The sequence below is a fragment of the Streptomyces gilvosporeus genome, assembly GCF_002082195.1.
GTDB classification, from domain to species: Bacteria; Actinomycetota; Actinomycetes; order Streptomycetales; family Streptomycetaceae; genus Streptomyces; species Streptomyces gilvosporeus.
Map to the genome: position 1 here is coordinate 5,062,094 of NZ_CP020569.1, position 18,892 is coordinate 5,080,985.

At 71.4% G+C, this 18,892-nt stretch carries 15 protein-coding genes, 1 tRNA gene and 1 other RNA gene; 13 read left to right on the top strand and 4 right to left on the bottom strand.

The window, feature by feature from the left end; all coding sequences use genetic code 11:
* Positions 1–352 precede the first annotated feature (352 nt).
* A complete protein-coding gene (locus B1H19_RS22535) occupies positions 353–1,504 on the top strand; it encodes a hypothetical protein (RefSeq protein WP_159028115.1) in 1,152 nt (383 codons plus the stop codon).
* A 20-nt stretch (positions 1,505–1,524) separates the two neighbouring features.
* Here the strand turns inward: B1H19_RS22535 and B1H19_RS22540 are convergent, their stop codons facing one another.
* The 3 genes from B1H19_RS22540 to B1H19_RS22550 all read right to left on the bottom strand — a co-directional run bounded on the left by B1H19_RS22540 (position 1,525) and on the right by B1H19_RS22550 (position 5,921).
* Positions 1,525–2,175: a response regulator gene (locus B1H19_RS22540; protein WP_083106610.1), complete on the bottom strand. Its 651-nt coding sequence runs from the start codon at positions 2,173–2,175 to the stop codon at positions 1,525–1,527.
* 143 nt (positions 2,176–2,318) lie between these two features.
* Entirely contained in the window at positions 2,319–4,040 is a 1,722-nt protein-coding gene (locus tag B1H19_RS22545; RefSeq protein WP_083109804.1) for a sensor histidine kinase, read from the bottom strand.
* Positions 4,041–4,280: 240 nt separating this feature from the next.
* Complete coding sequence (locus tag B1H19_RS22550) at positions 4,281–5,921, bottom strand: serine/threonine-protein kinase (RefSeq protein WP_203237203.1); 1,641 nt, start codon at positions 5,919–5,921, stop codon at positions 4,281–4,283.
* 330 nt (positions 5,922–6,251) lie between these two features.
* Between B1H19_RS22550 and B1H19_RS22555 the strand changes: the two genes are divergently transcribed.
* The 9 genes from B1H19_RS22555 to B1H19_RS22595 all read left to right on the top strand — a co-directional run bounded on the left by B1H19_RS22555 (position 6,252) and on the right by B1H19_RS22595 (position 15,104).
* Positions 6,252–6,506 carry a PLD nuclease N-terminal domain-containing protein gene (locus B1H19_RS22555; protein WP_083106612.1) on the top strand — a complete coding sequence of 85 codons (255 nt, stop codon included), beginning with the start codon at positions 6,252–6,254 and terminating at the stop codon, positions 6,504–6,506.
* 146 nt (positions 6,507–6,652) lie between these two features.
* On the top strand, positions 6,653–6,880 hold the full coding sequence (locus tag B1H19_RS22560) for a hypothetical protein (protein WP_083106613.1): 228 nt from the start codon (positions 6,653–6,655) through the stop codon (positions 6,878–6,880).
* Positions 6,881–8,168: 1,288 nt separating this feature from the next.
* Complete coding sequence (locus B1H19_RS22565; protein WP_083106614.1) at positions 8,169–8,861, top strand: TetR/AcrR family transcriptional regulator; 693 nt, start codon at positions 8,169–8,171, stop codon at positions 8,859–8,861.
* Between the two features lie 66 nt (positions 8,862–8,927).
* On the top strand, positions 8,928–10,106 hold the full coding sequence (locus tag B1H19_RS22570) for an FAD-dependent oxidoreductase (protein ID WP_083106615.1): 1,179 nt from the start codon (positions 8,928–8,930) through the stop codon (positions 10,104–10,106).
* Positions 10,107–10,328: 222 nt separating this feature from the next.
* Positions 10,329–10,514 (top strand): Imm53 family immunity protein, encoded by a 186-nt coding sequence (locus tag B1H19_RS22575; RefSeq protein ID WP_203237204.1) that lies wholly within the window; start codon positions 10,329–10,331, stop codon positions 10,512–10,514.
* A 53-nt stretch (positions 10,515–10,567) separates the two neighbouring features.
* Positions 10,568–11,350, top strand: a complete 783-nt coding sequence (locus B1H19_RS22580) for a class I SAM-dependent methyltransferase (protein ID WP_083106616.1) — start codon at positions 10,568–10,570, stop codon at positions 11,348–11,350.
* A gap of 1,184 nt (positions 11,351–12,534) precedes the next feature.
* The gene (locus B1H19_RS40370) at positions 12,535–12,657 is read left to right on the top strand and encodes a hypothetical protein (RefSeq protein WP_257789450.1); all 123 of its coding nucleotides are present in this window, start codon (positions 12,535–12,537) and stop codon (positions 12,655–12,657) included.
* Between the two features lie 454 nt (positions 12,658–13,111).
* On the top strand, positions 13,112–13,882 hold the full coding sequence (locus B1H19_RS22590) for a M56 family metallopeptidase (protein ID WP_159028116.1): 771 nt from the start codon (positions 13,112–13,114) through the stop codon (positions 13,880–13,882).
* A gap of 13 nt (positions 13,883–13,895) precedes the next feature.
* Positions 13,896–15,104 carry an MFS transporter gene (locus tag B1H19_RS22595; protein ID WP_083106618.1) on the top strand — a complete coding sequence of 403 codons (1,209 nt, stop codon included), beginning with the start codon at positions 13,896–13,898 and terminating at the stop codon, positions 15,102–15,104.
* 165 nt (positions 15,105–15,269) lie between these two features.
* Here the strand turns inward: B1H19_RS22595 and B1H19_RS22600 are convergent.
* Positions 15,270–15,354: transfer RNA gene (locus tag B1H19_RS22600), tRNA-Ser, on the bottom strand.
* 121 nt (positions 15,355–15,475) lie between these two features.
* Between B1H19_RS22600 and ffs the strand changes: the two genes are divergently transcribed.
* From ffs to B1H19_RS22615, 3 genes are all read left to right on the top strand, one after another.
* Positions 15,476–15,574, top strand: an RNA gene (gene ffs, locus B1H19_RS22605) — signal recognition particle sRNA small type.
* A 164-nt stretch (positions 15,575–15,738) separates the two neighbouring features.
* On the top strand, positions 15,739–18,264 hold the full coding sequence (locus B1H19_RS22610) for a DNA polymerase III subunit gamma and tau (protein ID WP_083109806.1): 2,526 nt from the start codon (positions 15,739–15,741) through the stop codon (positions 18,262–18,264).
* Positions 18,265–18,490: 226 nt separating this feature from the next.
* Positions 18,491–18,844: a YbaB/EbfC family nucleoid-associated protein gene (locus B1H19_RS22615; RefSeq protein WP_083106619.1), complete on the top strand. Its 354-nt coding sequence runs from the start codon at positions 18,491–18,493 to the stop codon at positions 18,842–18,844.
* Positions 18,845–18,892 lie beyond the last annotated feature (48 nt).

Below are 18,892 nucleotides of genomic sequence, written 5' to 3' on the forward strand. Positions count from 1 at the left end.
CGCGCGAAGACGTACGGGCAGAAGTACGGGCCGAAGTACGGGAAGACGCATTGGAAGAAGGCTGAACAGACACAGGCAGAGCTCGTTTCTCGGCTCGGAGGTTCGGGACACGGCCGCCCGTCCGCGCGCAGGCGGACGCGGCGGAGCGACGATGCGCAGACGCAACCGGCGCCGGGCCATCGGCCAACGGCGCGCGGCGTCTGCCGACGAACCCCGTCAGAGAAAATTGCTGAAGATTGCCATGCCGCGACGCTAGCGACGGACCCCGTACCCGCGCACGCGAATATTCCCGTATCCGCTGGAAACTGACATGCCATCATGGCCGTTCTGGAGCGAGATCCGGGGGACCTCCATGACCGCTGCCGATGCCGACACCGCCGCCTACGACCGGCCGCCCTACCGCACCTCCGCCCCGCCCCAGCCGGGCGGAGCGGCCGCATGGGTGCTCGACGTCTTCCTCCCGTGGCGGCTGGCCCGGCGTCTCTACGGGCCGTTTCGCGTCTTCCGGTTCACCGCCGCCGACGTCGTGGGCCTCGCCGGAGTGGACGCGCTGACCGGCAGGTACGGACAGTCGATCGCGAGCGCCGTCGCCGAGCGGGCGATCGACCCGGTCGTCGAGCGGCTGCTGCTGCCCCGCGCGCTGCTGGGCCTCGGCCTTCTCATGGTCGTCATCCGGCTGGCAACCGGCACCGACGTGAACGACCTGATCGACGAGGCGTTCGGCGACAGCCTCCTGATGCTGGGCACCGGACCGGTGTCGCTGCTGCTGGCCTGCGTACCGCTGGTCGCCCTGGCCCGCCCCGGTACGCGGCGGACGGTCGCCCGGCTGGTCGTCCGCCCGCTGCTGACCGCGCTGATCACGGCGGCGTTCTGCGGCCTGTTCGTGTACTGGGCCAGTCACGGCGGGGCCAACTACAGCCCGCGGTCGGTCGGCACCCTGCTCGTGTGGCTGATCCTCGGCCCCTGGATCGCGACGTTCTTCTTCTCCGTCCTCTACCTGATCCACCGCAACGCCTTCAGCGTGGGCGGCCACCCCCTCGTCCGCCCCCTGGCCTGCGTCCCGCTCGCCTGGCTGACCGCCGTGGGGCACGCCCTCCTCATCGACCTCGTCTACGCCTACCCAGGGGCCCACCCGCCCCCGGCCTACTTCCTGGCCCTGTTCGCCGGGCCCCTCGGCGTGACCGTCACCGCCGTGATCGAGGTGGTCCTGCTCCGCCGTCGGCAGGGCGTGGGCTTTCGCGGCCCTCTGCCGGGCTGGATCCCACCGCGCCCCCGGATCACCCCGATCCCCGGCGACCTGGTCGCGCGCCTGCACGCCGATGTGGCCCGCGGCCACGCCTACGCCTGGCCGCGCCTCACCGACCGGAACGGCGTCGTATGGGCCGTGACCCCCGCGACCTGGTCCCGGCAGCCGGTCATGTGGCCGTACGTGCCCGCCCTCACCGAGGAGATCCGCCCGATGCTCCGCTCCGACCTCGAAGCCGTCGCCGGGCCCCTGACCTGATGACCGTCTCGCGGGGCGGGTCAGCCTCCCAGGCCCGCATCGCGTGCCAGGAGCGCTGCCTGTACCCGGTTCTCGCAGTCCAGTTTGGCCAGGATCCGGCTGACATACGTTTTGACCGTGGCCTCGCTCATGTGGAGTCGCCGGCCGGCGGTCGCATTGGAGAGGCCCTCGCCCAGGAGGGCCAGGACCTCCAGCTCGCGGCCCGTCAGCGACTCCAGCCGGCGGCGGGCCTGATCGGCGCGGGCGGTCCGGCCGGACGCCAGCGAGTCCACGACGTGGCGGGTGGCGCCCGGGGACAGATACGCCTCCCCGGCCGCCGCCGCGCGCACCGCGCGGATGAGTTCCGCGGGTGCCGAGTCCTTGAGCAGAAAACCCGCGCTGCCCTCGGTCAGGGCGCGCAGCACGTTCTGCTGCGCGCCGAAGGTGGTGAGGATCAGTACGCGGGTGCCCGGGACGGTCCGGCGGAGTTCGGCCAGGGCCGCGAGCCCGTCCATGACCGGCATCTGGATGTCGAGCAGCGCCACATCGACCTGTTGGGCACGCGCCAGCTCCACCGCCTCGCGGCCGTTGCCGGCCTCCGCGACCACGTCGATGTCGTCGGCCGAGGTGAGGATCATCCTGATGCCGGCCCGAATGAGCGGCTCGTCATCCGTGACGAGAACCCTGATCACGACTCTCCTGCACTGTTCCGAGTCCGAGCGGCCCGCGTGGCCACCCCGACATCATCCCCGGACCGGACGCCCGACCCGACAGGGAGCCGGAAACTCGGTCCTCCTCGGTTCCCGGGCTTCCGCCCGGTTCGCGCCCTTCCCCCTCAGCTCCTCATCTCGAAGGACTTCTTCTCGATCAGCCTGCCGTCGCGGAAGCAGAACCGGAACACCGGCTGCTTGCCCTGACTGCTGCCGTTCTCGCTGGACAGCAGAGTGAGGCACTGGGCGCCCTTGGGCGCGGGCGGTGCGCCCTTGTCCAGGCCGCGGGCCAGGAACGAGTTCCCGAGGGGCAGCTTCGCCCGGACCTCCGCCTCCGACCGGCCCAACTGCACCGCGTCGTACTGCTTCGGCTCGATCATGGCCTTCTCGCTCTCGCCCGCCAGGAAGATCACGGCGACGATCCCCAGGACCACGAGCAGTACGAGGATCAGTGCCGCGATCCCACAGCCGATGGCGATGCCGCTTCGTCTCGTGTTCCTGCTCATTGCCCTGGCCAGCTCCTTCGGAAGACCGTTCCCGTCGATGACCGGAACACCCTCCTCCGCGGAGCCGGCCGCGAACTGCTCCCGAAGGTCGCCGGTGGGACCGACGAACGTCGTCCCACCGTCTCCCCGCGCAAGACTCGGGGCACCGCCGTCCGGCGAGGCGTACGGCAACACGCCCGCCAGCCGGAAGCCGCCGTCCGCCGTCGGGCCCGCGTGCACCATGCCCCCGATGAGCCGGGTCCGTTCCCCGAGCCCGGTCAGTCCCTGACCGCCGCTCACCACGCTCCGCCCGGCGGCCGTCGTCTCGGGGACGGGGCCGTTCGCGACCTCCACGACCAGCGCGTCCGGCTCGTACCGCAGCTCGATGGTGATCGAAGCGCCCTGCGCATGCTTGTGGGCGTTCGTCAGGCCCTCCTGCGCGACGCGGTATGCCGCGTGGTCGGCGGTCGGGGTGAGCGGGCGCGGTTCGCCGGAGCGCCGCAGCTCCACGGCGGTCCCCACGCTCCGGGACGCCGCCACCAGGCTCTCGACCCCTGCCACTCCGCGCGACGGCACGGTGGCGTCCTCCTCCCCCGTGGCCCGAACGCCATGGGCGGCGGAGCCCTGGCCCGGATTCTCGGTGCCGTCCCGCAGCAGCCCCACCACCTCGCGCAGCTCGTGCATCGCGGCCACCGACGCCTCGCGCAGTACGCCGACGGCTTCCCGCTGGCGTCCGGTCAGTTCCCGGTCCACCTCCAGCGCCCCGGTGTGCACGGAGATGAGGGTGAGCTGATGACCCAGGCTGTCGTGCATGTCCTGCGCGATGCGCTGGCGCTCCCGCATCCGGGCCTGACCGGCGACCATCGCGCGTTCGCGCAGCAGCTGGGCGTTGTACTCCCGCAGCGTGTCCGTCAGCGTGCGGCGCTGCCACCAGTAGCGGCTGACGAGGCCGGGCACGACGATCATGACCAGCAGCATCGGGACGGCGACGGCAAGGGCCGTCACGAGCGAGAACGCACCCGCCAGGAGGCTCAGGCCGAGGCTGACGGCGTATGCGGCGGCGAAGGTGCCGGCCGCCTTGCCGATTTCCTCGATCCGCCGTCCGGCCGACCAGGCGGCGACCACGACCAGCAGGCTGAGGCCCTCGAACTCGGCCATGCCGGCAGCGGTGACCAGCAGCACGGTTGCGGGGAGGACCCGGCGCAGGAGCGACAGCAGCGCGGCGGCCAGACCCACGGCGACGCCCCGTACGATCCCGGCGTCGGACATCGCCGACCCTTCCAGGGTCTCGGACGCCGCGGCCAGCAGCCCGAGCACCAGGCTCAGCAGCGTTTCGCCCACGATGCGCCCGGGAGTCCACATCCCCGGGGCGAAGAGCGCCCTGCCGGGATCGGCCAGCCGCCGGGGCACAGAGCGCAGCGCCGCGGCCAGTGCCCGGCGGGCCGAGGCCGAAGAATCCGTACGTTCCACACGTGTCACGCGGTCACGTTAGGCAGCCGCAGCCGGACACCGCACTCGCCATTGGTCGCAACGGCCCACGACGAAAGTTGTCCGTTCGGCTGCTCCCGTTCCCCGGTCCGGGCCCTGTTCACGCAGGGAACATCACTTCCGGGTCGTCGTGAACCCGTCCGTGCACGTGTCGAAGAGGGGGCGGTAGGTGTCCCACTGCGCGTCCGGTGCCGAGAGGTAGATGTCGTACTCCCGGCCGCCCGCGCGGCCGAAGCCCTGCTCGATGGCGCGGTACTTGCGTGACTTCCCCTGGAAGGTGAACTCCCAGACCACGGCCGGCTGTTGCCGGAACGTGGTCTGCTGCATGCGCAGCCTCTGGTAGACGGAGTAGTTGGCCTTGGTGTTCGCCTCCATGTCCGCGAAGTGCGCCATGGGGTTCGAACCCGCCGGTTCCACCATCTTGACGGTGATGCCGACCCGGCCGGATGCATCGGCGTAGGTGACGAATTCGCCCGTCCGCTTGATGGCCTTCCAGCCGTCCGGCACAGGGAAGGAGGCGCCGATCTCGCTCACCTTGTGGAAGCCCGCGGGAACGGGCGGTGGCGTGTACGGGGAGGTGCCGGCACCGGGGCTCTTGCGGGCGCCGGTGCCGGGTGGGCTGATGCCATGGTCCGACGTCGCGTAGATCGCGCCTGCGACGGCCGCTGCCGCTACGGCCACGGCGGCGGTGGTCGTGACGAGGACGCGTCGCGTGCCGCCCCGCCGCCGTTCCCGGCGGCCCTCGGTCCGGGCCGGTCCGGCCGCTACCGTCTCCTCGCCCGAGGGCCGGGCCGGGGCTCCGCTGTCCTGCCCGGCGGACGGCCCCGCAGCGGAAGCCGACGGCACGACCACCGTGGATCCCGTCGACCCCGCCGGTCCCCTCAATCCCTCCGGTCCCATCGATCCCGTCGCTCCGGCCGGTTCGGTCGATCCACCGGCCCCGGCCCGCGCGGCCCGCAGGGCCCGCTCGGTCTGCTCCGCCGACGGCCGCTCGTCCGGATCCTTCGACAGCAGGGCCTCGATGAGCGGTGCCAGCGGCCCGGCCTGCCGCATGGGCTCCAGAGGGTCGACGGCGATGGCATACGCGACCTCCATCGCCGTGTCCCGGTGAAACGGCGTCCGGCCCTCCACCGCCTGGTACAGCGTGGCGCCCAGCGCCCACAGGTCCGAAGCCGGTCCGGGCTTCCGCCCGCGTACGCGCTCCGGCGCCATGTACGGGATCGAACCCACCATCTCGCCGGTCTTGGTCAGGGTCGAGGTGTCGGCGGTCATCGCGATGCCGAAGTCGGTGAGCACCACCCGGTCCTCGGCACCGAGCATGACGTTGCCGGGTTTGACGTCGCGGTGCAGTACGCCGGCGGCGTGCGCGGCCCGCAGGGCGGCGAGCATGCCCAGACCGATGCGGGCAGCCTCCTCCGGCGGAATGCTCCCGCGCTGCTTGAGGACATCGCCGAGCGTGACCGCCGGAACGTATTCCATGACGACGCAGGGCCGGCCACCGTCGTCCACGACGTCATGGACCACGACCACATTGGGATGCACGATGCGGGCGGCACTGCGCGCTTCACGGCGCATGCGCTCGTAGAGCGTGGCGAGCTCGCCATCGGACAGGTGCGGCTGGACGTGGAGCCGCTTGAGCGCGACCTGACGGCCCAGGACTTCGTCCTGCACGCGCCACACCGTGCCCATGCCGCCCCGGCCGATCTGCTCGGTGAGCCGGTAGCGCCCGGCGACGAGCCGCCCCTCGTCCGACACTGCCTGCCCTCCTCCGGCTCCGGCCACATTCACGTCGTTTTCACCATAGCTGTCCTTCTTTGACAGCCGGGCGGACCGACCCCCGCAGGGTGCATGCACGCGTATCGCCAGGAGGTGGACCGCCAAGTCCGATCGGCACATTGCCTGGTCAGGAGCGGTGCTCCCTCGTTCGCCGTGCGGACGGTCTCGCCTGTCCCTGCGACCTCAGGATGACCAAGAGTGGGGCACGGAGTAGGACGTGGTCGGCGTAGTGGATCGGCCAGACTGGCTCAGCGGAGGTTGCCCGATCGGCAAACTTTGAGAATCCCCCACCAGCAACAGGAGAGAGCGATGCAGGCGCAGCTTGCACACCAGATGGCCCTTGCCCCTACGGGCAACATCATGATCGCCTGCGCGATGGGCGCCGCGGCCCTCGGCGTGCTCGCGTTGTACTTCGGCGCCCTGCTCAGTATCGTCCGGTCCGACCTCACCGGCGGGATGAAGCTGGTCTGGCTCGCCTTCGCCTTGGTGGCCCCGTTCCTCGGATGCCTGCTCTGGTTCCTCGTCGGTCGCCACGACTCCCGGCGCCGGGCAGGCATCGCCTGACCGGCAGCCACCGGCCCGATGCGGTGGCGGGCGTCTGCGGCGCCTCCCGGCCCGTGGCCGGTTCGGGGCCTGATGACGCTGCCCGCCCCACAGCTTGTGTGTAAGACGGGCGCGCCATTCCGGCGGCTCATAGGAAGGGTGGAGGCATGGCCAAACCTGTTCGCGCGGCTCTCGGCGGCGTGTGGATCACGTGCAATTTCTGTCAGGGCGACCTGTTCAGGGACCGCGAGGTGAAGCTCAACAGCTCCGGCATGGAGTTCATGAGCCTGGGTTGGGCGAACGAGTCGGCAACCGGCCTGATCTGCTGGAACTGCGGCTATGTGCATCTGTTCGTGAACAGGGACATCGAGCTGTACAAACAGCGGAAGGGCTGAGTTCGGGCCCGGTCGAGGCCGGCGGGCCTCCCTCCCTGGGGGCCACACCCCGGCGATCGCGGGGTGGCGGTGAACAGCGCCGCCCGATGAACGGAAACCGCGAACCCCGTTCGCCCGCCCAGAACTTCCCGAACGCCAGCCCAACGGGCCCAGGACGACGAGAGCCGATCACACGATGAAGGGCCCGACCGGAAACCGGTCGGGCCCTTCATCTGCCCTACTGGGCGAGTGCGGAGGATACGAGATTCGAACTCGTGAGGGGTTGCCCCCAACACGCTTTCCAAATGTTCGTCTGGGGGTCCGGGGATGGGCGGGGGTGTCCTGACCTGCGACGGAGCGAGGTGCGGGGCGGGTGCTGAACGGGGGTGAATGAGACCAGAACTGAGACCAGGCATCGGTCGGTTGTTGCTGGTCAGCGTTGCTTTGGCGGCGCATTGATGGCGCCGCCGCGCTCCTGGTTGCCAGCACGGGAGCGGGCCAGGCCGAGGACGCCGACCGCCGGCCCGGCGATGTCCAGTGTGCGTGCGGTGGAGCCGTGGGGTCACCTGCCGCGACGGCTGTGAGGACGCCGGCGGTGGTTGTTCGCCGGGAGGTGCCGAGAAAAAACGGAAGCATTCCGTCCGGGTCTCCTTGGCGCGGGGCTGCTGGCACGATGAAAGCCGTGACCACTGGGCCCGGTTTCCGTCTCGCACGTGCTGCGGTCTTCGCCGCGGTGTGTGTGGTGGCGTCGGCTCTGGGGCACGCGCTGATGTCCGGGCAGACCGTGCCCGTGTGGGCGGTGGCGTTCGCGTTCACCGCGACGACGGCGGGCGCGTGGTGGCTGACCGGGCGGGAGCGCGGCGCGTTCGTGGTCACCGGCTCCGCCATGGCCGCACAGTGCGTACTGCACACGGTGTTCAGCGGGCCGGAGGGGATCTTTTGCCAACGCCGCCCCTCAGGTGGTGGGGCCCGGGAGGGCCGCTACTTGGAAGGGGCGTGGTCAGGTCAGCCTGGGAACGTACGCAGTCCGCCCAAGTGCCGTAGTCCGCTCCGGTGCCGGATGGATCCCCGCCTCGTGCAAGATCTTCCAGACAATGGACGTCGCCAACTCCGCTCCTGGAAGGAGTAGTTCGTCGTGCCGGCGACGAAGTCTGCAGCCGGTGTGCTCCTGCGCCAGCTGCAACGCCAGGGCTGGGGTGGAGCTACGACATGCGGTCATTCCCGGCGTTTCGGCGGGGCCGAGGAGCGTGGTGACGTGCCCAGATTGGCGAACTTGTTCGTAACGAACACGTTCGCTACCGTGGGCGGCATGAACTCCGGGACCCCCGCCCCCCGCAGCCGCCGTGAGCGGCCCGCCAAGCCCGCCCTCACCTATGAGGGCATCGTCGCCACCGCCGTCGGATTGATGCGGGCCGAGGGGCTGCGGCGTGTCACGATGCGCCGCCTGGCCCAGGAGCTCGACACCGGCCCGGCCTCGCTGTACGTGTACGTGGCCAACACGGCCGAGCTGCACGCCGCGATTCTGGAGGATCTGCTCGGCGCGGTCGACCTCGGCCCGGCGAGTGCGGCCGGCCCCTGGCGCGAGCGGCTCGCCGCCGTCCTCGGCTCGTACACGCAGGTGCTGTTCGAGCATCCCAGCCTCGCGCACTCGGCACTGGTGGCGCGGCCCTCGGGGTCGAACTACCTGGCGCTGGTCGAGGCGATCCTTGCCCTCCTGCACGAGGGCGAGGTCCCCGACGCGCAGGCTGCCTGGGGCGTGGACGTCCTGCTCCAGGTGGCCACTGCCACCGCGGCCGAGCAGTCCACCAGGGACCGCGACACCGCCGCCGAGGACGAGCACCACGCGTTGGTGAACGCGCTGCGACAGGTCTCGGCGCAGAGTCATCCGCGGATCGCGGCGCTCGGCGCCGACCTGGTCTCCGGAACCCCGGAACAGCGCCTGACCTGGATCTTCCACGCGGTCATCAACGGTGCGAAAGCCACCCCTCGCCAGCCGGACTGATCACGATCGGCACCGCTTCGGACATTCCGCCCCTCCCGTCGAACCCCATCGAACCGAGGTACCTCCATGTCCAGCACACACCACCCCATAGCCGTTGTCGGCGCCGGGCTGGGCGGCCTGACCCTGGCCCGCGTCCTGCACGCCGCCGGAGTCGAGGTCGCCGTCTTCGACCTGGACGCCGACCGGCACGCCCGCTCCCAGGGCGGCATGCTCGACATCCACGAGGATTCCGGGCAGGCCGCCCTACACGCCGCGGGACTGCACGAGGACTTCCGCAAGCTCGTGCTGCCCGGCGGGGAGGCCATGCGGATCCTGGACAAGCACGCCACCGTCCGCTTCGAGGAGAGCGACGACGACTCCTCGCACACCCGCCCCGAGGTCGACCGCGGCCGGCTGCGCGACCTGCTGCTCGACTCCCTGCCCGACGGCACGGTGCGCTGGGGCGCGAAGGTCACCGCGACCCGCACGTTGGAGGACGGCCGCCATGAGGTGACGCTGGCCGACGGTGCCGTGTTCACCGCAGACCTGCTGGTCGGCGCCGACGGGACCTGGTCCAAGGTTCGCCCCCTGCTGTCCACCGCGGTGCCCGCCTACACCGGCGTTTCCGTCGTCGAGAGTGACCTGCTCGACGCCGACGTTCGACACCCCGAGGCGGCTGCGGTCGTCGGCGGGGGCATGCTCTTCGCGCTCGGCGACGGCAAGGGCTTCCTCGCCCACCGAGAAGGGGACGGAAGCCTCCACATCTACACGGCCGTCAGGACCTCGCCAGGCTGGCTGGAGGGGATCGACTTCACGGACGCCCAGGCGGCCAAGTCCGCGGTGCTGGAGCAGTTTCCCGACTGGCACCCGAGTCTGCGGGCCCTGGTGGCCGAGGCGGACGGCCCGCTCGTACCGCGGCCGATCGTCGCCCTGCCCGTCGGGCATCGCTGGGAGCGCGTGCCCGGCGTCACACTGCTGGGAGACGCCGCCCATGTGATGTCGCCGTTCGCCGGCGAGGGCGCCAACAACGCCATGCAGGATGCCGCCGAACTCGCCCGCGCGATCCTCGAACACCCCGATGACACCGAGGCCGCTCTCGTCCGCTACGAGCAGGCGATGTTCCCCCGCGCCGAGGCCGCGGCAGCCGACTCCGCCGCCAATCTCGCCGTGTGCTTCGACGCAGCCGCGCCCCAGGGCCTGGTCGAGCAGTTCGCCTCCCGCACCGGCGAACTCCTCCAGGCACCCGCCGCCCCGCACACCCCCTGACCGCAGCCGCAAGCGGTCCCCTCCACTGTGGAGACCTGTTGGCGAAGACCGCGATCATTCTCACCGGCTCCCACGCCTTGCCCTTGCGGGGCATCAGGTTCAGCGGCCCGAACTCATGGCGCATATGACCCGTCCGTCGGCGGGCGGGCGAGACGATTCCGGCGCCTCGTGTGAACCCTCCGATGGAAGCGCCCGCCCGACCGAATCGTGGGAGAACACCCCGTGCCCCTAGATCCTCTGAGCTCTCTCACCGCCTGGTACACCAGTCAGTGCGACGGTGGCTGGGAGCACGAGTACGGCATCCGCATCGAGACGCTGGACAATCCCGGCTGGTCAGTTTGTCGGCGGCCAGCCGAACATCCCCACGTACGGCCAGCTCGACTCCCCACCGACAGGCACACTCTGTAACTAGGCTGCTGCCTCGGATCTCTCCGTAGGGAGTGGCGTGGTACGAGTGGAGGATGCGACGAGAACGAGGGCGGATCGGCGCGGAGTTCGACCGGCGGGCAGCTACGTACGACAACAGCGCGATGCACCGGTGGCAGGCGCATGAAGCCGTCCGCCTGGCCGCGCCGCGCCCCAACACATGGGTCCTCGACGTGGCCACGGGAACAGGGCTGGCCGCGCGGGAGGCCGCCGCGCTGACGGGCGGAGATGGCCGCGTGGTCGGCGTGGACCTCTCACCCGCCATGCTGCGCGTCGCCACCGAGCGCTCACCGGGTAACTGCTTCTACGCGGTCGCCGACGCCCACCAGCTCCCGTTCGGCACGGACAACTTCGACCTGGTCATGTGCGTCGCCGGCCTGCCCTACCTTGACGCCCCGGCCGCGATGCGGGAATGGGCCCGGGTCGCGCGCCCCGGGGCGGCGATCGTGTTCACCGTGCCACGAGCCGAGGGCGTCAGCGTCAACCACCTGATGGGCCGGGCCGCACAGGCCGAGGGCATCGACCTGCCGGACCTGCACGCCAAGCTGGGCACCACGCACCGGCTGCGCGAACTGGCCGGCTCCCTTGGCCTGGAGGTCGAGGACATCCATCGGATCGTATGGGAGGACCCCGAACCCTTGGATGACCCCGCCGAAATCTGGCAGCGCGCCTTGAACTACGGCTTCGCCGAACCCCTGCACACCGCCGACCGCGCCGCACGCGAACGCGCACGGCGTCGCTTCATCGAGCAGACCGAGGGACACCACCCCCGCCAAGACCTGTCCCTGGCCCGCTTCACCCTCCCCACCCCCGCATAGCGACGCCGACCGGCCGCACGCCCCGCGTTCGCCGGGTGGTCGCGGAAGATGCCACCCGCCGCAGGAACGGTGATAGCAGGAAAGTCGCCGATGCCGAAACGCCCAGCGCGTGGCCTCGGCGGCCTTCCTCCGATCCACCGTGGTGGGCGAGCACCGCCGACGGCGGCTTCACGCTGCGTGCACGAAATGGCCGTCAGTGGGGAGTCGAGCAGGCCACGGTGGGGAGCTGAGGTGGCCACGAGCGGGGAAATCCAACTGGCCGCTGACATCAGTTGAGCTCGACCTCGAAGAGACCGGACTCAGCGGAGTCATCCTCGACCGCACCGAGGTTGCCGATGGGGATTCCTGGATTCAGGCATGGTCGGCCGGCTCCGTCTTCCACCTCCGCTGCGGACCTGCTGACCTTGGACCCGCGTTGGAGCAGTTCAGGGACTTCGCGACCCGGCACGGACAGGAAGGACGGGCATAGGGCGCTTCAGGACACGTGGGGTCTGCGGCACGCGGTTCGCCCTTGATTCCTGGGCGAGAAGCCAGAGCCGTCGTGGTTGCGGTCCCGCCCGGGTGACCGGCAGAGGCCCGCCGGGCGGGACCTGTTTCCCTCACCGCGCGTCGGCGCGGCATCCGTGAAGAGCGCGCCCAGGACTGCGCTCCGCTGGACGGACCGGGGCGGGAGTGAGCGCGTCGGCTCAGGTGGGACACGTTCTGTCCCTGCTCCAGGCTTGTCCGGTCGGGGGAACTTGAGGGCGGGCGGCGGATCGAATGCTGTCACGGCAGCGCCGCCCGGTCTGGGGGGAGAATGTACGGGCAGCTCAGGGCAGTGTCTTCTCTGCATGGCATCCCAGGCCGCACTTCGGGCACGTGGTGAGCACGGGTGTGGGCGCGTTCATCGGCCCCACCGGCCATTGGTCACCTTGACCTTGGCGCTCAGGGCTTCCGCGGGGGTTGGAGTGCGCAGGGCGTCCGGTGGTACGTCCCACTCCTTGCCGCCCCGAGGCGGCCGGAGCTGCACCTACGGTCCTTCAGTTCCCATGACCACGCCGATGCGGCCGGTCCGCTCATCGACCGTCAAGGTCCCTACGGCTGGTCGACGTGTGTTGGGCACGTCTTTCACTTCCTCGTCATCGTGAGCAGCGGTGTCGCCAAGGGTGGAGTGGTGAACCCCTCGGGGAGGCAAGCAACTCGGCATGTTCACCGCCGACGAGGTGCCAGCGCTGAACATGCCTGACGGCTACAAGCAGGCCATCGCCGCCTGGTACGGCCGCAGGCACGCGGACTCGGCAGGCCTGGACGACTCCGAGCGGATGTAGCCGACGATGACCGGGCGAGGGATCGAGCAGAGGACGGCAACGAGTCCGGTCCTGGCGCCCCGGCCCGCAGCCCGACACGCCCAGTGGCACTGGGCGACCCCGCAGGCCCAACTCCTCCTCGCCACAGGTGATCTGGCCGCCGTCATGCGGTTCTACCGGCGTGTGCACGGCATCAACCAGACCGCGCTCGGTGCACTCCTCGGCTACGACAAGACCTATGTCTCCGCCCTCGAACTGGGCAAGCGCGCTCTCGACGATGTCGGCTCCCGCCGCCGGGTGTGCGAAACCCTGCAGCTGCCACCACACGTCCTCGGGGGCACCGATCCGGCCGACACGGACCACCGGGCGATGCTGCAGTTCGGTGAGTCCACCGTCCGGCTCGCCGAGATCGCCCGCCAGTCCGGCCACGCCTCCGAGGCCGTCGCCGCTGGCCGTCACGGCTGGCGTCGCGGCCGTGGCCACGGTGTGGGGCCTGGTGGTGCTGGCGGCAGGCGGCCTGGGCCGCACCGGCGAGGCTCTCGCCTACCTGCGCCCCGACCCCACCGCACTCGCCCTCGCCGACCGGGTGCCGCGCACCCTCGGCCTGCTCGCCGCCGCGCTGCTCGCCGGCTCCGTGGCCCGGCTGGCCAGGGTGGCGTGGCGACGGCACCGCGAGGTCCGTGCCCTCGACGCCCTGCGGATGCTGCCCGCAGCCGGAGACCTGGTGGTGCTCGCCGACGACCACCCCGACGCCTACGCACTGCCCGGCCGACCGGGCCGGATCGTGGTCTCCTCCGGCAGGCTGCGCGCCCTGCCCGCCGACGAACACACCGTCCTGCTGGCTCACGAACGCGCCCACCTCGCCCACCGCCACCACCGCTACACCGCCCTGGGCGAAGCCGCCTGCGCGCTCAACCCCATGCTGCGCGGTCTCCGCGACCACCTCGCCTTCGCCCTGGAACGCTGGGCCGACGAGGACGCCGCCAGGGCGATGGCCAGCCGCCCGCTCGCGGCCCGTTCGCTGGCCCGCGCCGCTCTCGCCGCCGCCGACCACCGCCACCCGGCAACCGCACTGGCCTACCTGCACCACGAGGTCACCGCCCGGGTACGGGCCCTCCACCAGGTCCGGCCGGAAAACCGCTGGACCGGTGCGCTTCCGGCTGCCGCCGTAAGCATCGCCACCGCACTCGCGCTCGCCGATGCCTCAACGGCGTTCGCCCGCTTCCTGACCATCCTCAACTTCTGAGGAGCGGCACCCCATGAGCGAGCCCGTCCCCACACCGCAGACCCGACGCCACTCAGCCTGGCTGACCCACAACGTCAAGACGCTGTGCGGGGTTTCCTTCCTCCAGGACACCGCCAGCGAACTGCTCTACCCCGTCCTGCCGATCTTCCTCACCACCGTGCTCGGCGCCCCGCCCGCAGCCGTCGGCGCGATCGAGGGCCTGGCCGAGGGCGCCGCCGCGGTCACCAAAGTCGCCGCGGGACGCCTTGCCGACCGCTTCCCCCGCCGCCCGCTGATCGCCACCGGTTACGGGCTCGCCGCACTCGGCAAGCTGCTCGTCGCCCTCGCCACCGTCTGGCCACTGGTGCTCGTCGCCCGCGTCGTCGACCGGCTCGGCAAGGGCCTGCGCTCCACACCCCGCGACGCCCTCCTCGTCGACGGCATCCCCAACGGGCAGCGCGGCAAGGTCTTCGGACTGCACCGCGCCGCCGATACCGCCGGTGCCGTGGTCGGCCCGCTGGTGGGCCTGGCCCTGTACGAGGCACTCGACCACCACCTGCGTCCGCTGTTCTGGGTCGCGGTCGTGCCTGCCATCGCCTCCGTCGCGCTGGTCGCCGCCGTCCGGGACCCGCGTACCCATACGACGGTGGATACGGGTCAGCCGAAGCCCGCCCACACCCCATGGCGAGCCCTGCCCCGCCCGTACTGGCGCGTGCTCACGGCACTGACCCTGTTCAACCTGGTCAATTTCCCCGATGCCCTGCTCCTGCTGCGCGCTCACGACCTGGGCCTGTCGACTGCCGGGGTAGTCGGCGCGTACGCGGTCTACAACGCCTCCTACGCTGCCCTGTCGTATCCCGCCGGGGCGCTCTCCGACCGGCTGTCGCATCCACTCGTGTTCGCCGCCGGACTGCTCTTCTTCGCCACCGGCTACCTCGGCCTCGGCCTGATCCACGCCCCCTGGCTGGTGTTCGTCGTGCTGCCGCTCTACGGCGGCTTCAACGCCTGCACCGACGGCGTCGGCAAGGCATGGATCTCCGGGCTTGTTCCCGATCACCAGCAGGGCACCGCTCAGGGCCTCTACCAGGGCGCCATCGGTGCGGCCGTCCTGCTCGCCGGCCTTTGGGCGGGCCTGGCCTGGGGCGCCGACGGCCACCTGCCGCTGCTGATCTCCGGCGCTGTCGCCCTCGCCCTGGCCGCAGCTCTTCCCGCACTCACCCGCGCTCGGACAGCCACCCCTTGACGAGGGCCACATGGCCAACGGGGGGCGGAAGGCGTGCCAATTGGCACGCTCTCGGGCTGGCAAGCGGGGGTTTCCGGCAAACTGAGACCAAAACTGAGACCAGACAACGACGAAGGTCCCGACCGGAATCCGGTCGGGACCTTCGTTTGCCCAGGTGGGCGAGTGCGGAGGATACGAGATTCGAACTCGTGAGGGGTTGCCCCCAACACGCTTTCCAAGCGTGCGCCCTAGGCCACTAGGCGAATCCTCCGCCGCAAACAATACAAGACGTTGGGGAGTGCTCGCGAACATGATCCGGGGGGAGGGGGTCGGGGCGGGGAGCGAAGGGGGAGACGGTTCGATTCCGGGGCGGGGGATCGGCTAAGGTGGGGCTCAGCCCCTCACGTGGCGCTATCTGACTGAACTCCCCCAGGGCCGGAAGGCAGCAAGGGTAAGTCGGCTCTGGCGGGTGCGTGGGGGGCGCTTGCGTTGGTGCTCGGGGCCTTTTCTGCGCATTGGGGTCCATCTGCTGCCTGCGCATGGGGTCCACCCGCTGTCTGCGCAGGGGGTCCCCACGCTCGAAGCCGAGAGTGGGGGAGGGGCCGGGAGTTTGGGGAAGGGCCGGCTGTCAGTGGGGCCCGATATCGTCGTATGCGTGTCGTCCCTTGCGCTGTACCGCCGCTACCGACCCGAGACCTTCGCCGAGGTCATCGGGCAAGAGCACGTGACCGACCCGCTGCAACAGGCGTTGCGGAACAACCGGGTCAACCACGCGTATCTGTTCAGCGGGCCGCGCGGCTGTGGCAAGACGACCAGTGCGCGGATCCTGGCGCGGTGCTTGAACTGTGAGGAAGGTCCCACTCCGACTCCCTGCGGGACGTGCCAGTCGTGCGTCGATCTCGCCAGGAACGGGCGGGGCTCGATCGATGTGATCGAGATCGACGCCGCCTCGCACGGTGGCGTGGACGACGCCCGAGAGCTGCGGGAGAAGGCGTTCTTCGGGCCGGCGAGCAGCCGGTACAAGATCTACATCATCGACGAGGCGCACATGGTGACCTCGGCGGGGTTCAACGCCCTGCTCAAGGTCGTCGAGGAGCCGCCGGAGCATTTGAAGTTCATCTTCGCGACGACCGAGCCCGAGAAGGTCATCGGGACGATCCGGTCGCGGACGCATCACTACCCCTTCCGGCTGGTGCCGCCCGGGACGCTGCGCGACTACCTGGCCGAGGTGTGCGGGCGGGAGGACATCCCGGTCGAGGACGGTGTGCTGCCGCTGGTCGTCCGGGCCGGGGCCGGGTCCGTGCGGGATTCGATGTCGGTGATGGACCAGCTGCTCGCCGGCGCGGGTGCCGACGGTGTGACGTACGCCATGGCGACGGCTCTGCTGGGGTACACCGACGGCTCGCTGCTGGACTCCGTCGTCGAGGCGTTCGCCGCGGGGGACGGGGCGGCGGCCTTCGAGGTGGTCGACCGGGTCATCGAGGGGGGCAACGATCCGCGGCGGTTCGTGGCCGATCTGCTGGAGCGGCTGCGGGATCTGGTGATCCTGGCGGCGGTGCCGGACGCGGGGGAGAAGGGGTTGATCGACGCCCCGGCGGATGTGGTGGAGCGGATGGCGGCGCAGGCGTCCGTGTTCGGGGCGGCGGAGCTGAGCCGGGCCGCCGATCTGGTCAATACGGGCCTGACGGAGATGCGGGGGGCGACCTCGCCGCGGTTGCAGCTGGAGCTGATCTGTGCGCGGGTGCTGCTGCCCGCGGCGTACGACGACGAGCGGTCGGTGCAGGCGCGTCTGGACCGGCTGGAGCGCGGCGCGAGCGCACTGGCCCTGGGCGGCGGTGGCGTGGGCACGCCGTCCGCCGGTGGCCTCGGGGCCGGGGCGCCGGTGGTGACCGCCGAGGGCGGGCCGTCGGCCGGGTATGTCCCGGGGCCGGAGGCGCACCCGGTGGCGGCACCCGCGGGCCCGTCCGGTCCGGCGGCCGCGCGGGCCGCGGTGCGGGGGGCCACGGGCGGCGGGAGCGGTCCGGGGGCGGGTCCGGGTGTCGGGCCTGGTTCTGGTGCGGGTGGCGGTATGGGCGCCGGTGCTGGTGCCGCGGTTGGTGCCGGTGTTCCGGGCGCAGGCGTGGGTGCCGGTTCCGGTCCGGGTGTGGGCGGGCCCGGTGGTCAGGAGCCGCAGGCGCCGGGTCCGGGGCAGGCGTCGCCCGGGGGCGGCCCCGGTGGTGAGGAGCAGCGGTCCGATACGGCGGCCGCACAGGGCGGTATGCAGGCGGGTGCGCGGCCCGGGGCGTGGCCCGGTGGCACCGGCGGCGGCGCCGGTGGCGGACGGCAGCCCGGCGGCTGGCCGTCGGCCGTGGCCCCGGGGCAGGGCGGCCAGGGGGTGCAGGGCGCCGCGCAGTCCGGGCCGCCCGCCGGTGCGCCCGCGGCGCCCCCCGTGCAGCAACCGCAGCAACAACAGCCGCAGGCCGCCGCCGCGCCCGGCGCGGCGCAGGGGGCCGCGCAGGTACGGCAGATGTGGCCGGAGATTCTGGACGCGGTCAAGGGCCGCCGGCGCTTCACCTGGATCCTGCTGAGTCAGAACGCCCAGGTGTCCGGCTTCGACGGCACGACCCTGCAAATCGGCTTCCCCAACGCCGGTGCGCGCGACAGCTTCGCCAACGGCGGCAGCGAGGACGTCCTCAAGGACGTGCTGGCCGAGCGGTTCCATGTGCAGTGGCGGGTCGAGGCCATCGTCGATCCGTCGGGTGGCGCCGCCCCGCCGGCCGGCGGGGCGCCCCGCAGCGGCGGTGGCGGCTACGGCGGCGGAGCACCCGCAGCCCCGCAGCAGTCCGCCCCGCAGCCGGCCCAGCAGAGCGCCCCGGCGGCGCCCGCGGGTCCCGGCGGCCCGTACGGCCAGGGCGGCGGTCAGGGCGGTCACGGTGGCCCGGGTGGTCAGAGCGCGCCCGGCGGCGGCCAGGGCGCGCGGATGGCGCGGGAGGCGGTGGCCCCCGCGGCGTCGTCCGGTGGCGGCCGGAGCGGCCCCGCGGCGGAGCCCTCGTACACCCCGGAGCCCCCGCCGGTGTCGATCGAGTACGACATGCCGGCCGAGGACGACCCGGACCTGGTCGACTCCGCGCTCAGCGGTCATGAGCTGATCGTCCGCGAGTTGGGCGCAACGGTGCTGGAAGAGTTCGACAACAACGAGTGACGACCGGAGTGACAACGGGCGACCGGCCGCGGGCGCGCGGGGCCTGAGCACCGGCGGCGGGCCCATACCGGGCCGTAACGCCCTTTGTTACGCCCCGGTATGCACAGGTCCCGGCGCCGTAAGACGGCGTGTACGTGCTCCTCCGTACGGCGTAGGGCGCGCTCGGCGGGAAACACGTAGGCTCGGGCTACCGCACCAATCGTTGTCGTACGGCAGGAGTCACGTCGTGATCCCCGGTGGTCAGCCCAATATGCAGCAGCTGCTCCAGCAGGCCCAGAAGATGCAGCAGGATCTCGCGGCCGCCCAGCAGGAGCTGGCGGAGACGCCCGTCGAGGGCTCCGCGGGCGGCGGTCTGGTCAAGGCCACGGTGACCGGCGCCGGTGAGCTCAAGGGGCTGGTCATCGACCCCAAGGCGGTGGATGTCGAATCCGCCGAGGAGACCGCGGAGACCCTCGCCGACCTCGTCCTCGCCGCGGTCCGGGACGCCAACGCCAGTGCCCAGCAGTTGCAGCAGCAGAAGCTCGGCCCGCTCGCCCAGGGACTGGGCGGCGGCAGTGGAATCCCCGGTCTCCCCTTCTGAGGAGTAGCCAACTAGCGTACGCAGTACGGCAGAAGAGAGAGAAGACGT

Bases quoted from the DNA above. Each gene is read 5' to 3' on its own strand.
- B1H19_RS22570 (WP_083106615.1), top strand. From the start codon at position 8,928: ATGTCCAGCACACACCACCCCATAGCCGTTGTCGGCGCCGGGCTGGGC.
- B1H19_RS22595 (WP_083106618.1), top strand. From the start codon at position 13,896: ATGAGCGAGCCCGTCCCCACACCGCAGACCCGACGCCACTCAGCCTGG.
- B1H19_RS22565 (WP_083106614.1), top strand. From the start codon at position 8,169: ATGAACTCCGGGACCCCCGCCCCCCGCAGCCGCCGTGAGCGGCCCGCC.
- B1H19_RS40370 (WP_257789450.1), top strand. From the start codon at position 12,535: ATGTTCACCGCCGACGAGGTGCCAGCGCTGAACATGCCTGACGGCTAC.
- B1H19_RS22555 (WP_083106612.1), top strand. From the start codon at position 6,252: ATGCAGGCGCAGCTTGCACACCAGATGGCCCTTGCCCCTACGGGCAAC.
- B1H19_RS22580 (WP_083106616.1), top strand. From the start codon at position 10,568: ATGCGACGAGAACGAGGGCGGATCGGCGCGGAGTTCGACCGGCGGGCA.
- B1H19_RS22560 (WP_083106613.1), top strand. From the start codon at position 6,653: ATGGCCAAACCTGTTCGCGCGGCTCTCGGCGGCGTGTGGATCACGTGC.
- B1H19_RS22545 (WP_083109804.1), bottom strand. From the start codon at position 4,040: ATGTGGACTCCCGGGCGCATCGTGGGCGAAACGCTGCTGAGCCTGGTG.
- B1H19_RS22535 (WP_159028115.1), top strand. From the start codon at position 353: ATGACCGCTGCCGATGCCGACACCGCCGCCTACGACCGGCCGCCCTAC.